At 63.5% G+C, this 14,220-nt stretch carries 14 protein-coding genes; 8 read left to right on the forward strand and 6 right to left on the reverse strand.

Translation table 11 applies throughout. The features are described 5' to 3' along the window. Positions 1–35 precede the first annotated feature (35 nt). A complete protein-coding gene (ppk2, locus tag MRY75_RS03055; protein WP_292305677.1) occupies positions 36–986 on the reverse strand; it encodes a polyphosphate kinase 2 in 951 nt (316 codons plus the stop codon). A gap of 151 nt (positions 987–1,137) precedes the next feature. On the opposite strand from ppk2, the gene trpA reads away from it, so the two are divergent. Together trpA and MRY75_RS03065 are read left to right on the forward strand one after the other, a co-directional pair. Continuing rightward, positions 1,138–1,929, forward strand: a complete 792-nt coding sequence (gene trpA / locus MRY75_RS03060; RefSeq protein ID WP_292305678.1) for a tryptophan synthase subunit alpha — start codon at positions 1,138–1,140, stop codon at positions 1,927–1,929. Between the two features lie 3 nt (positions 1,930–1,932). Continuing rightward, a complete protein-coding gene (locus tag MRY75_RS03065) occupies positions 1,933–2,724 on the forward strand; it encodes a hypothetical protein (protein ID WP_292305679.1) in 792 nt (263 codons plus the stop codon). A gap of 3 nt (positions 2,725–2,727) precedes the next feature. Here the strand turns inward: MRY75_RS03065 and MRY75_RS03070 are convergent, their stop codons facing one another. Both MRY75_RS03070 and MRY75_RS03075 read right to left on the reverse strand, forming a co-directional pair. Further along, positions 2,728–3,189, reverse strand: coding sequence for a MarR family transcriptional regulator (locus MRY75_RS03070; protein WP_292305680.1), 462 nt, complete (start codon positions 3,187–3,189; stop codon positions 2,728–2,730). Beyond that, complete coding sequence (locus MRY75_RS03075; RefSeq protein ID WP_292305681.1) at positions 3,182–4,291, reverse strand: twin-arginine translocation pathway signal protein; 1,110 nt, start codon at positions 4,289–4,291, stop codon at positions 3,182–3,184. The genes MRY75_RS03070 and MRY75_RS03075 overlap by 8 nt, the downstream gene beginning before the upstream one ends. A gap of 146 nt (positions 4,292–4,437) precedes the next feature. Between MRY75_RS03075 and MRY75_RS03080 the strand changes: the two genes are divergently transcribed. After that, on the forward strand, positions 4,438–5,604 hold the full coding sequence (locus tag MRY75_RS03080; protein ID WP_292305682.1) for an alpha-hydroxy acid oxidase: 1,167 nt from the start codon (positions 4,438–4,440) through the stop codon (positions 5,602–5,604). Between the two features lie 472 nt (positions 5,605–6,076). On the opposite strand, the gene MRY75_RS03085 is transcribed toward MRY75_RS03080, so the two are convergent. Next, on the reverse strand, positions 6,077–7,234 hold the full coding sequence (locus MRY75_RS03085; RefSeq protein WP_292305683.1) for an MFS transporter: 1,158 nt from the start codon (positions 7,232–7,234) through the stop codon (positions 6,077–6,079). Between the two features lie 172 nt (positions 7,235–7,406). On the opposite strand from MRY75_RS03085, the gene MRY75_RS03090 reads away from it, so the two are divergent. Beyond that, complete coding sequence (locus MRY75_RS03090; protein WP_292305684.1) at positions 7,407–8,036, forward strand: 50S ribosomal protein L25/general stress protein Ctc; 630 nt, start codon at positions 7,407–7,409, stop codon at positions 8,034–8,036. A 73-nt stretch (positions 8,037–8,109) separates the two neighbouring features. Here the strand turns inward: MRY75_RS03090 and MRY75_RS03095 are convergent, their stop codons facing one another. Both MRY75_RS03095 and MRY75_RS03100 read right to left on the reverse strand, forming a co-directional pair. Then, a complete protein-coding gene (locus tag MRY75_RS03095) occupies positions 8,110–8,943 on the reverse strand; it encodes a class I SAM-dependent methyltransferase (RefSeq protein WP_292305685.1) in 834 nt (277 codons plus the stop codon). 26 nt (positions 8,944–8,969) lie between these two features. Further along, positions 8,970–10,322 (reverse strand): caspase domain-containing protein, encoded by a 1,353-nt coding sequence (locus tag MRY75_RS03100; RefSeq protein WP_292305686.1) that lies wholly within the window; start codon positions 10,320–10,322, stop codon positions 8,970–8,972. A gap of 139 nt (positions 10,323–10,461) precedes the next feature. Between MRY75_RS03100 and MRY75_RS03105 the strand changes: the two genes are divergently transcribed. The 4 genes from MRY75_RS03105 to pth all read left to right on the forward strand — a co-directional run bounded on the left by MRY75_RS03105 (position 10,462) and on the right by pth (position 14,201). Then, positions 10,462–10,863 carry a hypothetical protein gene (locus MRY75_RS03105; RefSeq protein ID WP_292305687.1) on the forward strand — a complete coding sequence of 134 codons (402 nt, stop codon included), beginning with the start codon at positions 10,462–10,464 and terminating at the stop codon, positions 10,861–10,863. Positions 10,864–10,894: 31 nt separating this feature from the next. Further along, positions 10,895–12,112 carry a glycoside hydrolase domain-containing protein gene (locus MRY75_RS03110; RefSeq protein ID WP_292305688.1) on the forward strand — a complete coding sequence of 406 codons (1,218 nt, stop codon included), beginning with the start codon at positions 10,895–10,897 and terminating at the stop codon, positions 12,110–12,112. Between the two features lie 60 nt (positions 12,113–12,172). Then, positions 12,173–13,429 (forward strand): chromate efflux transporter, encoded by a 1,257-nt coding sequence (gene chrA, locus MRY75_RS03115; RefSeq protein ID WP_292305689.1) that lies wholly within the window; start codon positions 12,173–12,175, stop codon positions 13,427–13,429. A 76-nt stretch (positions 13,430–13,505) separates the two neighbouring features. Beyond that, entirely contained in the window at positions 13,506–14,201 is a 696-nt protein-coding gene (pth, locus tag MRY75_RS03120; protein WP_292305690.1) for an aminoacyl-tRNA hydrolase, read from the forward strand. The last annotated feature ends 19 nt before the right edge of the window (positions 14,202–14,220 follow it).

Consider the following 14,220-nt stretch of genomic DNA (forward strand, 5'->3'; position numbering starts at 1 on the left):
CATCCGCCGCGCATGGGCGCAGAATTGCGCATGTGTCAGCTGCGCACCTTTCGGCTGTCGGGATGCAGCGACGTGCCGAGGATGTGATCGGAGCGGTGGATCACATGCCCGGCCCCGCCCACGATCAGCGGATCGGGTGCGGTGGCGATGCTGTGATCCTTGCCCGGATAGTCCACCGTCGACAGGAAGTGCTTCATGCAGTTCAGGCGCGCGCGTTTCTTGTCGTCGGATTTGACGATGGTCCAGGGCGCATCGGCGGTGTCGGTGTAGAAGAACATCGCCTCTTTCGCCTCGGTGTAGTCATCCCATTTATCAAGGCTCGCCTTGTCGATGGGCGACAGCTTCCACTGTTTAAGTGGGTCGGTCTCGCGGCTGGCAAAGCGGCGTTTCTGTTCGGCCTGCGTGACCGAGAACCAGTACTTGTAAAGCCGGATGCCCGAGCGTGTGAGCATCCGCTCAAGATCGGGAGTCTGGCGCATGAATTCGAGATATTCGCTGGGTTCGCAGAAGCCCATCACCCGCTCGACCCCGGCGCGGTTGTACCAGGACCGGTCATAAAGCACGATTTCCCCGGCTGTCGGCAGATGTTCGATGTAGCGCTGGTAATACCACTGACCGCGCTCCACATCGGTGGGCTTGTTCAGCGCGACGACCCGTGCGGCCCGGGGGTTGAGATGTTCGGTAAACCGCTTGATCGTGCCCCCCTTGCCCGCAGCATCGCGGCCTTCGAAGATCATGACGAATTTCTGCCCGGTGTCCTGCGCCCAAAGCTGCACTTTCAGCAACTCTGCCTGCAGCGCCGCTTTCTCCGCCTCGTAGGCCTTGCGCGACAGGCGGCTGCGATAGGGGTATTTGCCGGACTCGAACGCGCGTCGCACGTCATCGGCCGTGACCGCCTTCGCGGGGGGCACCGGCACATCCGGCAGCGCGCCATTGGGCTTGGCGGCGGTTTTGGCTTCGGGGGCGGCGACAGGGGCTGAGGTCATGCGGGACTCCGATGTTGGCTGTGTCTTTGGTGCCGAGTGTAACAGGTGTGTAAAAAGGTCTCTTTGACACGCATCAAAATCCCCGTCGCCTGCCCCATTGATTTTCCCGCGCAACTCCGGCAATCGGGTCCGACCAGTTCAGGAGACCGCCATGACCCGTATCGACGCCAAATTCGCAGAGCTGCGCAAAGCCGGCAAAAAGGCCTTTGTGTCCTACGTGATGGCGGGCGATCCCGACTTCGACACCTCTCTCGAGCTGGTCAAGGGCCTGCCGGGCGCGGGTGTGGACATCATCGAACTGGGCCTTCCCTTCACCGATCCGATGGCCGATGGCAGCACCATCCAATTGGCCGGTCAGCGCGCGCTTGAAGGCGGCATGACGCTCGACCGCACGCTGGAACTTGCGCGCACCTTCCGCGAAGGCGACAACACAACGCCCATCGTGATGATGGGCTATTACAACCCGATCTATTCGCGCGGTGTGGACCTGTTCCTGACCCAGGCCAAAGAGGCGGGCATCGACGGGCTGATCATCGTCGACCTGCCGCCCGAGGAGGACGACGAACTGTGCATCCCGGCGCAGGCGGCGGGGTTGAACTTCATCCGTCTGGCCACGCCGACCACCGATGACAAGCGCCTGCCGAAGGTTTTGCAGAACACTTCCGGTTTCGTCTATTACGTGTCGATCACGGGCATCACTGGTGCCGCCGAGGCGCAGGCCGCAGATGTCGGCCCCGAAGTGGCACGGATCAAGGCCAAGACCGACCTGCCCGTCATCGTCGGCTTCGGCATTAAGACACCAGACGCCTCGCAGGCGATTGCCAGCGTTGCCGATGGCTGTGTTGTGGGATCGGCCATTGTCGCGGAACTGGCCAGCGGCAAACCGGTGCATGAGGTGCTTTCCTTCGTCAAATCGCTCGCCGATGGCGCGCATCGCGCCTGAGCAATGCCTGAGTTCTGGGCCACCGACACGCTCTACGCGGCGTTTCACGGCAACATGCAGGTGCCGCCGCTGACGGCCTCGATGCCCGAGCTGACGCTGGATCAGGGCTACCGCATAGCCTCCGAAATCCATGCCCGGCGCATCGCCCATGGCGCAACGGTCGCCGGGCGCAAGATCGGGTTCACCAACCGAACGATCTGGCCGATCTACAATGTCGATGCTCCGGTCTGGGGCTGGATGTATGACAGCGGTGTGCAGGACATCCCTGCGGATGGCATAATTCCCCTGCCCGCTCTGCCGGAACCGCGGATCGAGCCCGAGATCGTGTTCGGCTTCAAGGCCTCGCCCACGCCAGACATGGATCTGACCGCGTTGGCGGGCTGCATCGACTGGGTTGCGCATGGGATCGAGATCGTGACCTCGCTCTATCCCGGCTGGCGCTTCACCGCGCCCGATGCCGTGGCGGCGATGGCGATGCATGGCGCTCTCTGGATCGGGCCACGCAGGGCGCCGACGCCGGAGCGCCTTGAAGCGATCACCACCTGCGGCATCACCTTGACCGGACCCGATGTTGTTCTGACCGGACATGGTGTCGATGTGCTTGGCGGGCCGATGATGGCGCTGCGCCATCTCGTGCAGGAGGTGGACCGCATGCCGCAAGCGGACCTGATCCAGCCCGGCGAGGTGGTGACAACCGGCACCCTGACCGACGCCCGGCCCATTGCGGCGGGCGACACCTGGTCCACGCAGTTCGACACGCCGCTTCTGGACGGGCTGACCGTCACCTTCGCCTGACCGTCAGTCCCGCGCGGCGTCCATCCGTTTGCGCAAGGTCTCCAGCTGTCCGATGACGTCGATCAGCGCGTCGGGTGGCAGCGTGTCTTCGATACTGGCCAGATCCGGCATCAGCGCGGTGAGCGCCGCCTCCCGAAAGGCGCGACCCGCCTCGGTCAGCCAGACCTGTTTGCTCCGCGCATCCTCCGGATTGGGGCGCATCTCGACAAACCCGCGTTTCTCAAGCCCGGCCAGCGTATGGGTCATACTGGTTTTCGGCACCTGAAAGGCCCGGGCCAGTTGCAGCGGGGTCTGACCGTCGCGGACTCGGATCAGATGATTGACCACCGAGAAATGCGGCAGCACCAGCCCATCGGGCAGCCGCGCCTCGAAGAGCGCGCGGCTGAGTTGGGCGAGGATGCCGATCTCGTTGAACAGGCGAAAGTAAAGGCCCTTGAGGTCGGGCGGCGTTTGGCTCTCAGGCATGCCTCATCCGGGTTTCCAGCGGCCAGCGCGGCGTTCGCGGCGTTCGGGCAGCGTAGCCCAGAAGACCCAGCATTTGAACCGTCCCGCCCTTGGGCGCGTGCACATCATGGATATCGGCATAAGGCGCCGCCATTTCGGGATATTCCTGCAACGCCTGGCTGACCGGACGCACGCCCAGCCCGGCCCCTGTCGCCGCAAGATTCAGCCGCAGCCACCGAGCCCCCGTGGCAATCTGGTCCTCGCGGGTATTGGTTGCGGTTCGGTGCAGCACCAGCGCCGGGGCCGACGCGATGGCGTCCAGCGTACCGGTGATCGCACCCCGCGCGGCTGCCGTCGTCGGATCGAGCGAGGCATCGCGGGTCAGGATGCCCAGCCGGTTCAGCACTTCGAACGTGGGACCACCCAGATCAATGCCGTCAGGTTGGGCGTTGATCTCGGCCTTGCCGATCCGCAGAAGGTCGATGCTTTCCTTCCAGGCGGCGGGTGTGCCCGCCTCGATCAGCCAGGCCTTGGAGGCGGTATCGCGCAGATCGGTCGCGACATCTCCTTCGGCCAGCAGATCGACATGGGACGCGATGACGGCCCGCGCCGCCGGATCGAGCGGGCGGTTCTCGAACACCTCCTTGTGCGACCGGCGGTTCAGGACGTGCGCGAACAGCGGGTCAGGTGCGGCCCCGCCCGGCACGAAGCGGCACACCGCCACCGGCCCGGCATCACCTTCGGGAAACAGGGTCTGCTCGATGCCGAAGCCGTCAGCGGCCGCCGCCATGCGCATGAGGTCAAGAAAGCAGCCCATCCCGATGGTCAGTTGGCGGCCAAAGGGATCGGTCACAGGCAGATTGCGCGCCGGGTCGCGCCAGATGGCGACGCTGTCGTCACCGATCAGCTCGGCCTCCCAGGGTTGACGGTTGTGCGGGTTGGGAGCCAGCAGAGCATAGGACAGCGCCCGCATCCGAGGCTCGGGAAAACGGCCAGCCGCCTCCCAGGGCACAAGCGCCTCGGTCGGCGTCCGCGTGGCCGCGAAAACGCCGAACCCGCCTGCTGCCGCCACCAGGGCACCCCCACCGATCAGTCCAAGTGTCTTGCGTCTTGATAGAGTCATGTCGATCTCCTTTGGTTCGATTTCGGACTATATGGTGCGATTTCGAACTATTCAAGAGAGATCGCTACGCGGACAAAAATGCCGCGTTGCGCAAGGCAAGACGCATTGGTAAAGAAAACTAACCAATATATCGGAAAGGCCGCTCCATGACCGTGATTACCGAAATCGAAGACCTGCGCCGCATCTACAAACGGCGCGTGCCCAAGATGTTCTTCGACTACACGGAATCGGGCAGCTGGTCCGAACAGACCTTCCGCGAGAACTCTTCGGATTTCGACAGGATCTACCTACGCCAGCGCGTCGCCATCGACATGGAGGGACGCAAGACCGCGTCGAAGATGATCGGGCAGGACGTGGCGATGCCGGTGGCTCTGGCCCCGGTGGGGTTGACCGGCATGCAGCATTTCGACGGCGAGATCAAAGCGGCCAAGGCGGCAGAGAAATTCGGCGTGCCCTACTGCCTCAGCACCATGTCGATCTGTTCGATCGAGGACGTGGCCGCGGACACGTCCAAGCCGTTCTGGATGCAGGTCTACACGCTCAAGGACGATGATTTCATGCAGCGGCTGTTCGACCGTGCCAAGGACGCCAAATGTTCGGCGGCGATCATCACCGTCGATCTGCAACTGCTGGGACAGCGCCACAAGGACCTCAAGAACGGTCTGAGCGCCCCGCCCAAGCTGACCCCGGCTTCGGTCGCCAACATGATGACCAAGGTTCAATGGGGCATCGGCATGCTCTCCACCAAGCGCCGGTTCTTCGGCAATATCGTGGGGCACGCGAAGGGCGTGAAGGACCCGTCCTCGCTGTCGTCCTGGACGGCGCAGGCGTTCGACCAGTCGCTGAACTGGGACCGCATCCGCGAGTTTCGCAAGATGTGGGACGGCCCGCTCATCATCAAGGGGATCATGGACCCGCGCGATGCGCTGGAGGCGCTGAACGTGGGTGCGGATGCGATCATCGTGTCGAACCATGGGGGACGGCAACTGGACGGCGCGCTCTCGTCGATCCGGGCGCTTGCGCCGATCCTCGATGCGGTGGGCGACAAGATCGAGGTGCATCTCGACAGCGGTATCCGCTCCGGTCAGGACGTTCTCAAGGCGCTCGCGATGGGGGCCAAGGGCACCTATATCGGCCGCGCCTATGTCTATGGGCTGGGGGCCAAGGGCCAGCAGGGTGTGACCGACGCGCTGAACGTGATCCACAAGGAGCTCGAGGTGTCGATGGGCCTTTGCGGGCGCACGGACGTCAATGCGCTCGACCGCGACATCCTGATGATCCCCAAGGGATTTTCGGGCGACTGGGAAGAGTGAAGGGTGCCGGGCTGACGCCCGGCTGACGCGTGCGCTCCGGTCGGGATGTCCCCCCGCCGGATACATGTTGGTTAACCCGGGCCTTTGCCCGCCGTGTCGATCTGTCCGAGAAGAAGCGGCGCCGCCCCGTTGGGCCTGACAGCTCTCCCATCTGCCGGAGTTTCCCCCGGGACCTGTGCCCGTGTTACGGGCCTTCGTGAAACCGGTTTCTCATGGTCGCCCCGAAGTCGGGGATCAAGAGAGTGTCAGTTCTGTGGTGTCGCGGCCTGGGAGTGACCCTGCCCGCTCGATGCGCATCGTGGGCGGGGGTATGGCGCAGCATCGGTTAACGATCTGGAAACCGGGCGTGCGGTGGACGGTCTTTCGGAAGACCGGAACACACGGTTTGTAAACCGTGTCCTTAGAGCCTTGGAAGGCTCTGGAGCGGCATTTTCGAAAATGCCGCCAAGCCTGTTCGAACAGGCTTGGCGCCTCAGGCACGCCCCAGCGCCACCCGGTTCAGCACCGGCAACAGCACCAATGTCACCGCAAATAGCAGCACTCCGATCACGAGGAACGAGGTCGACAGACCAAAGCCCTCGGACAGGAAGCCCATCATCGGCGGTCCGATGAAGAATCCGGCATAGCCGACCACCGAAATGCGCGAGATCGCGTGGCTGCGGTAGCGGTTGGGCACCATGCGACCGATCCAGGCATAGGCCATGGGAGCCATGACCGAGACCCCGAGCCCGAGAACGGAGAACCCGACATAGGCCACGAGGAGCGAAGGGGCCGTCGCCGCGATCCAGGCTCCGATCCCCGCTGTGACCGCTGCCCAACGAATCACCAGCTTTTCTGAAACTCGGTTCGCCACGACCTGCCCGGCAAGTCGGCCCACAGCCATGGTCAGTCCCAGCAAGGCCGGACCCAGCGCACCCTGTGCAGCCCCGGCGCCAAGATTGCGTTCGAGATGCAGCGCCGACCAGCCTTCGGTCGCTTGTTCCGACATGAAGGCGATCAGGATGATCATGCCACCGGGCAAAAGCAGCGACCACGGCAGCGGTGCCACCTCGACACCTTCCGCCTCGTGATCGGCATCGGCGACAGGCGCGGCGAAAGCCTGCAGCATCAGCGCACCGATCACCACGCCTCCCCCTGTGAGGATCGCTGCAGGACCGAACCCCGCCTCGCGCGCCAGACCGGTGGCCAGCGCACAGATCGCATAGGCGACCGAAAACACGGCATGGTTGAGGTTCATAAGGCTGCGCCCCGCCTGCGCTTCGAGTGCGCTCACCCGCGCGTTCATTGCCACGTCGAGCGTGCCCGAGGTCATCGTGACACCCAGCATGGCCAGCGTGAACAGCACACCGGTCGTGGTGTGCCCCGGCAACAGCGTTGCCAGCCCGAGCAGCCCCGTCAACACGCCCAATGCGCGCGGCCCGAGCCCGCGTTCGGCCAGCGGCGCCAGCCACATCGCCATCACCGCCCCGATCGAGGTGATGAGCAGCGCCAGCCCGAACTGCCCGTCCGACAGACCGACCTGCGGCTTGATCACCGGCACAAGGGCCGCGAAACTGCCCCAGAACACGCCAACGGCGGCGAATCCGGCGGCAGGGCCGCGACTGATATGGAGATCACGCAAGAGGCTCATGGCGCAGTCCGTGCCACGGCGCGCCTCAACGGTCCAGTCCCGAAAACGCACGGCCTGCGACGAAATCAGCCACCTTCGCTCTTGCCCTGCGCGGAAAACCAGTCTATCGCGCGGGCTTCATGCGGGGTGACAGCCTTGGAGGCACCCTGCCCTTACAATTTGGAGATATATCATGGCTGGTGAGATTCCTGATCTCGAAGCTCTGGAACGGACGGGGACAGGCAAGGGCGCCGCTCGTCAGGCACGCCGCGACGGCATGGTTCCGGGCATTGTTTTTGGTGGCGACAAAGACCCGCTGCCGATCAACCTTCCGTTCAACAAGCTGTTGCAGCGCCTCAAGAAGGGCCGCTTCAAGTCGACGCTGTTCAACCTCAAGGTTGATGGCCACGAAGACGTCCGCGTGATCTGCCGCGACGTGCAGCGCGATGTCGTCAAGGATTTGCCGACACACGTGGACCTGATGCGCCTGCGCCGCACCACGAAGATCAACCTCTTCATTCCGGTCGAGTTCATCAACCACGGCGCGGCTCCGGGCCTGAAGAAGGGCGGGGTTCTGACCGTCGTGCGTCCCGAAGTCGAACTGGTCGTGATCGCGGGTGACATCCCCGAGAAGCTGACCGTCGACCTGACCGGCCTGAACATCGGCGAGACCGTGACCATTTCCGACATCACGCTGCCGGAAGGCACCAAGCCGACCATCGACCGCGATTTCGTGATCGCCAACATTTCGGCCCCGTCGGGCCTGCGTTCCGCCGAAGGTGAAGCCGACGACGAAGCGGACGACGAAGGCGCCGAAGACTGATCCATCCCGATTCTCGGGGATCAGACGGCCTCGCCCCACCGGGCGGGGCCGTTTTCATTCAGGCTCCGCTGGATCAGTCGGTCGGCAAGCGGGCGTGCAACTCGATGGGCGCGATCAGCCCGGTGTGGATGTGGCTGACCATGTTGCGGAGCTTCAGCGCCGTGGTCTCGCCCATGACGAGATGCAGGCCAAGCGGTGGGGAGCCGTTCGCTCGGGTCTGCGCGGCGGCAAGATTGGCGAAGAAATCCCTGGCAAACCCGGTGCGGTCGATCCTGTCCTGCAGATCGAACCCGGCATCGGTCAGGGCGTCTTCATAAAGCTCTGGCGTCGCCAGTGCGCTCTGGTCGGCCTCCGAAGCCCAGGGTGCCGGATAGGCCATGTCCCCGACCCCGATCTGCATGACGTCGTAAATGGCGAACCGCCCGCCCGGTTTCAGAACCCGTGCGACCTCGCGGGTCAGCCCCGCCTTGTCCGGAATGTTCATGCCCACATGGATCATGTAGGCGGCATCCATCGACCTGTCCTCAAACGGCAGCCCCATCACACTGCCCATGAGCAGGTGCACGCGCTCGGTCAGGCCGGTCCACTCGGTCAGCGCTTTTGCAGTGTCGATGAACTCCTCTGTGAGATCGATGCCGGTTACATGCGCCCCCGTCTGTGCCGCGACATAGCGAGCCGGACCACCAAGGCCACAGCCCAGATCGAGAACGCGGCTGTCTTTTGTGACTTGCAAGGCGTCGATGAACGGCACGGTGGCGGCACGCCCGCCGATGTGGAACTCATCCACCGGAGCAAACACATCCGGTTCCATGGGGGGCGCAAGGCCCAGGGCGGCACAGCCTTGCTTTATTCTGTCAAGAAGATGCCCGGTGGCATAGTGGGACGCCAGATCGTCGCGGTCGGTCATGTCGGGGCCTCCCTTTCATGACGCGGTCAATTGCAGAATGTCTGACCGTTGAACTTGAAACAATTGGAGCTGCGCCGCGCCGGGCTGCTGGACCCCGAACTGCTGCGGCTGGAAGTGGCCTGCGGCGTGAAGCACACCCCTTTGGACGACAGGCGCTGTCCGCTGGGACAGGTCTTTCGGACACAGGTTTCTCCGACCAGATCCTCAGTCACCGCGCAGACGACGGGGCAGATCCGGCCTTCGAGCGGATCAAGCCGTCGCAACAGATCTTCGCTCGGGTCCAGCGAGACCAGGTCGAAGCCCGGCTGATGCTCACTCAGCCGTTCGAGCGCGGCGCGGCTCTTTCGGCCCCAGATCCCGTCTTCCACACCGGCATCGCAGCCAAGCCGGTTCAACGCGATCTGTGCCCGGCGCGCGAGCTCTTCCTCGGACAATGCCTCGGTGACCACCGGGAGTTCGCTCCGTCCGGCTTCGGGGATCGCGGCAGGGCCGGTCTGCGCCACGGGTGCGTCCGGGCCCGACGGGCTTTCGATCGGCGCGGCTTCGGGTACGGCAAGGGCTGCCATCACCGGCGGTTCGGCTACGACAGTCGGTGTCTGATGCAGCTTGAAGGCAAAGCTGCCGGTCAGGGACGAACTGCTCCACGGGACCTGCAGCCCTCCGGTGAGGTCCATCACGTCGCGCCGGACCCGGCGCATCATGATCTCCACATCGAGTTCCGGCGTGGCGATATGGGTGAGCAGCGCGGTGGTGAACGGGCTGTGCCGCCCTGTCCCGTCCAGCGCCACGTTGCCCGGCTGAGTCGCATAGGCGATCATCGTCCCGACGCCCGTTTCGACCCGCGCGAGACCACGGCCAATCGCGGTTGACCGTGTCCCCATGTTTCGCGCCAGATTGCTGGCCATCGGGTTGTCGCGGCAGGCATCCAGAAAAATCAGGTTGGTGCGGTCTTCGCGCTCCATCAACTGAAGGATGTCCGTCAGGTTGATGGTCTCGAACTTGAGATCGGCCTCGTCGCGGATCTGAGCATCCACGGGCACGAGATAATTGATGCCTCCGACTTCAAGCCCGTGCCCGGCATAGTAGAGCATCGCCGTCGTCGCCTCTTGCGACGCGCGTGTAAAATCCCGGATCAGGTCCTCGGTTTCGGCCCGGCCCAGATCGAACCCGTCATAAACGTCGAACCCCAGCTCCCTGAGCGCCGCAGAGATCGCCTCGGCGTCGTTGCGCGGATTGGCAAGGGGCACGGTATGTTCATAATCGGCGTTCCCCAGCACCAGTGCCACGCGGCCCGCGCTGGCCTGCCCGGCCATGACGCAAGTGGCCAGGATCAGAAGTCCTGCAAGATACGCGCGGACGAGGCGAACGGCACTCTTCATGACCAAATCCCAAAAACCTGTTGACAGGCTGGCACCATGGACAGAGCCTAACAGCAATAAGCCTTCGGAGTCGACCATGCGTTTTTCGCAGCGACTTGGCACAGTTGAATTTTGAAAACAGAAATTTTTCGGGGGAACAATGAAAGGCATCAGAACACTCGCAAGCGCCGTTGTAACGGCCGTCCTCGCATTTTCGGTCGTCATTGCCGACACGCGGCCAGCCGACGCTCAAAGCCTGAGGTATCTCAATCGCTCCGTCGATGCCGGCAAAGAGATCGAATTCCAGTGGCTGAACTACAACGAGCGCACCTGCACGGACAACGGCTATCCCAAGCTGGTCATCGAAAAAGCCCCGAAGCTCGGGAAATTCCGTACGGTCCGGCAGCGGTTCACCCCCCAGAATGGTCCCTGCAAGGGAAAGCGCTTCAGCGTTTTGCTCGTGTATTACAAAGCTGGCCGAAAGACCGGTACGGACAATACCACCTATGTCATTCAGGGCCGTAACAACATCCGCATCGCCCTGAAGATCGACGTGAAATGATGCCGGTCTGCCGGGCTGAACGGGGTCCGTGATGCGCGGCAGGACCAGCATTCCGGTCCGTCGCGCGATCCGGCACGCCCTGACAGCCGTCTGTGCCGTTCTGGGTTGCGTGGCCCTGATTGGCCCCGCCCTGGCCGAAACGCGGGTCGCGATCATCGACACCGCCTATGACACGCGCCCCTATCTCGACCGGTTGAAAGAGCGCGGTGTGACCGTGATCGGGCGCTATTATGCGCGCTGCGATCAGCCGGAATACGGGCTGACAGAGAAACGGTTGATCAATCAGGGGCGGCCCAGCGACCCCGGCAGCGAGATTGCACAGATGTTCGCCAAGGGCTTCGCGATGCTTTCTGTCTACCAGTATTACAGCAACACCCCGAACAAGTTTCACGGCCAGAACCGCGACGGCAAGGCGCTGCCCGATGCCAACTGCAACTGGACCGGGGTCGGTCGGAGCGTGGAAGACGAGGCGGAACTGGATGTGCAGGCGGCGATCTCTCAGGCACAGGCCTTGGGACAGCCGCGCGGCACGGCGATTTATTTTGGCGTGGATTTCAACTTCACCGATCAGGACCGCGAGACCATCGACCTTATGACCCGCTATTTCCGCGTGATCAAGGCGCGGATGGATGCGGCGGGCTACCGAACCGGGGCCTATGGCAGCGGGCACGCGCATCAGATCCTGAAAAGCGCCGGGCTGATCGAGCTGTCGTGGATCTCGGCCTCGCGCGCCTTTTCCCGCACCAGCGAATTCCACCGGTCGGGCGAATGGCACCTCTTCCAGAACCAGGTCGACCGGGAATGGTTCGGCAGCACCGGATCAGGCTGCACGCAAGGCCTGCCGCTCGACACCAATGTTCAGAACATGTTTCAGGACGCCGATATCGGCCTCTGGCGGCAGGGCGAGAGCTATGTCGTCGATGAAGGCCGCACCTTCGACATCTTCGCAACACGGCGCTTTGCCTGCGATGGCGATGCGGTGGTGCGGCGCGACCGGGGGTCTTCGTCGTCGGATGTGGCGCGGATCACCGAATGCAAGGCGGGCAAGGCCAACGCGCTTCCGCCCAGGATCGACTTTGCCAATGCCGCGCGCGTGGGCGAGGCCACGGACACGTTGATCGAGGTCGATGTGGACGATGACGGCGAATTCGACGGCTGGACCCATCACAGCAACCTGACGGCGCATTTCGGCTACAAGCCCGACTGGATTTTCGAAACCGCCCGTCGCAACGCGACGTCGTGCGATTGATCTGGCATTGATCGGCCAAGTGTCATCCTGTTGACACGCAGATCAGAGACACCGCCCGTCATGTCACCACCCCTTGCCCAGATCTTTGCCGTGTTCCTGAAAATCGGCCTGCTGTCCTTTGGCGGGCCTGCGGCACAGATCGCGCTGATGCACCGGATGCTGGTGGATGAGCGGGCCTGGCTGACTGAGAAGCAGTTTCTCAACGCGCTCAGCTTTTGCATGCTCTTGCCGGGGCCGGAGGCGATGCAACTTGCCACCTATGCTGGCTGGCGATTGCAGGGCGTCTTGGGCGGGTTGATCGCGGGGTTGCTGTTTGTCCTTCCGGGGGCGGCGGTGATCTTTGCGCTGGCGCTGCTCTACGTGACCTTTGGCGATGTGCCCTTGGTCGGGACGCTGTTTCTGGGTGTGCAGGCGGTGGCTGTGGTGATCGTGATCGACGCATTGATCAAGGTGTCGAAGCGGGCGCTGCAGGGGTTCGCGCATTGGCTGCTGGCGGGCCTTGCTTTTGTTGCGATCTTCTTTTTTGCGGTGCCGTTTCCGGTGATCGTTCTGGCGGCCGGGCTGTACGGCGCGTTGATGGTTTCAAACACAGACGCGATCCCGGCCCTTCCCGTCAGCGTGACTGCTGGCAGAAGCCTGAGCACCATCGTGATCGGACTTGCGGTCTGGGGACTCCCCGTGCTGGCGGTGGACCTGCTGTTCAACGGAAACATCCTGACAGACATCGCGCTTTTCTTCTCGAAACTCGCGGTCGTGACATTTGGCGGGGCCTACGCGGTGCTGGCCTACATGGCGCAGGACGTGGTGGTGCAGTACGGCTGGCTCACCCCGACCGAGATGATGGACGGGTTGGGACTGGCGGAAACCACCCCCGGCCCGCTGATCCTTGTCACGCAATTCGTGGGTACCCTGGCCGCGTTCCGCGAGGGCGGCTACGGGCTGGCCATCGCGGGTGGGGCGATGACGCTTTGGGTGACCTTCGTGCCCTGTTTTCTGTGGATCTTTGTCGGCGCGCCCTACATCGACTGGATTTCCGCTCAGCCGCGCCTGAACGGCGCTCTTCGCGCGATCACGGCGGCGGTGGTGGGGGTGATCCTGAACCTGTCGCTCTGGTTCGCGCTGCATGTGCTGTTCGGCACCGTGACAAAGACCGAGGCCGGTGTGATGCGGATTTGGGTGCCGGATGTGGCGACGCTCAACTGGCAGGCCATCGCCCTGATGGCCCTGTCGGCGGTCCTGCTGTTGCAGGCGCGTCTGGCGATTGGCTGGGTCTTGGGCATTTCTGCGGCGGCCGCTTTGGTGCTGGCGCAAATCTGACGCCTGGGCTTTTGCCCTTGGCGCGCGTTTCGCCTAGAGAGGGGCAACCGCTTTGCGCATGGAGGCAGGGACAGCGATGAAACTCTTTGTGGGATTGGGCAATCCAGGGGCGGGCTATGCCAAAAACCGGCACAATATCGGCTTCATGGCGATGGACCGGATCGCAGAGGATCATGGGTTCGGGCCGTGGAAATCCAAGTTTCAAGGCGAGGTGACCGAGGGGCGGCTGGGCAACGACAAGATACTGCTGCTCAAGCCCGGCACCTTCATGAACCGTTCCGGCCAATCGGTGCAGGCGGCGATGCAGTTCTACAAGCTGGAGCCTGCCGATGTCGTCGTGTTCCATGACGAGCTCGACCTCGCCCCCGGAAAGTGCCGCGTCAAGCAGGGGGGCGGGCATGCCGGGCATAATGGCCTGCGGTCGATCCATGGCCATATCGGCGAGGCCTATGGGCGGGTGCGTCTGGGCATCGGGCATCCCGGCCACAAGGACAAGGTCGCGGGCTATGTGCTGCATGATTTCGCCAAGGCCGAGGAAGACTGGCTCGATGATCTTCTGCGCGGGATTTCGGACGGGGCTGCGCATCTGGCGGATGGGGATACGGGCAAATTCATGAATGCGGTGGCGCTGCGCGTGGCCCCGCCGCGGTCCTCGACATCGCCTGCGAAGGCGGAAAAGGCCGATGTCCCGAAACCAGAGCCGAAACCCGAAGCCGCACCGGAACCCGACACGCGCAACCCGCTGCAAAAACTTGTGGATCGCTTTCGGTGAGCCTCTCCGAAGCCCTGAG

The sequence above is a fragment of the Marivita sp. genome, from assembly GCF_022763305.1.
In the GTDB taxonomy this organism is placed as follows: domain Bacteria; phylum Pseudomonadota; class Alphaproteobacteria; order Rhodobacterales; family Rhodobacteraceae; genus Marivita.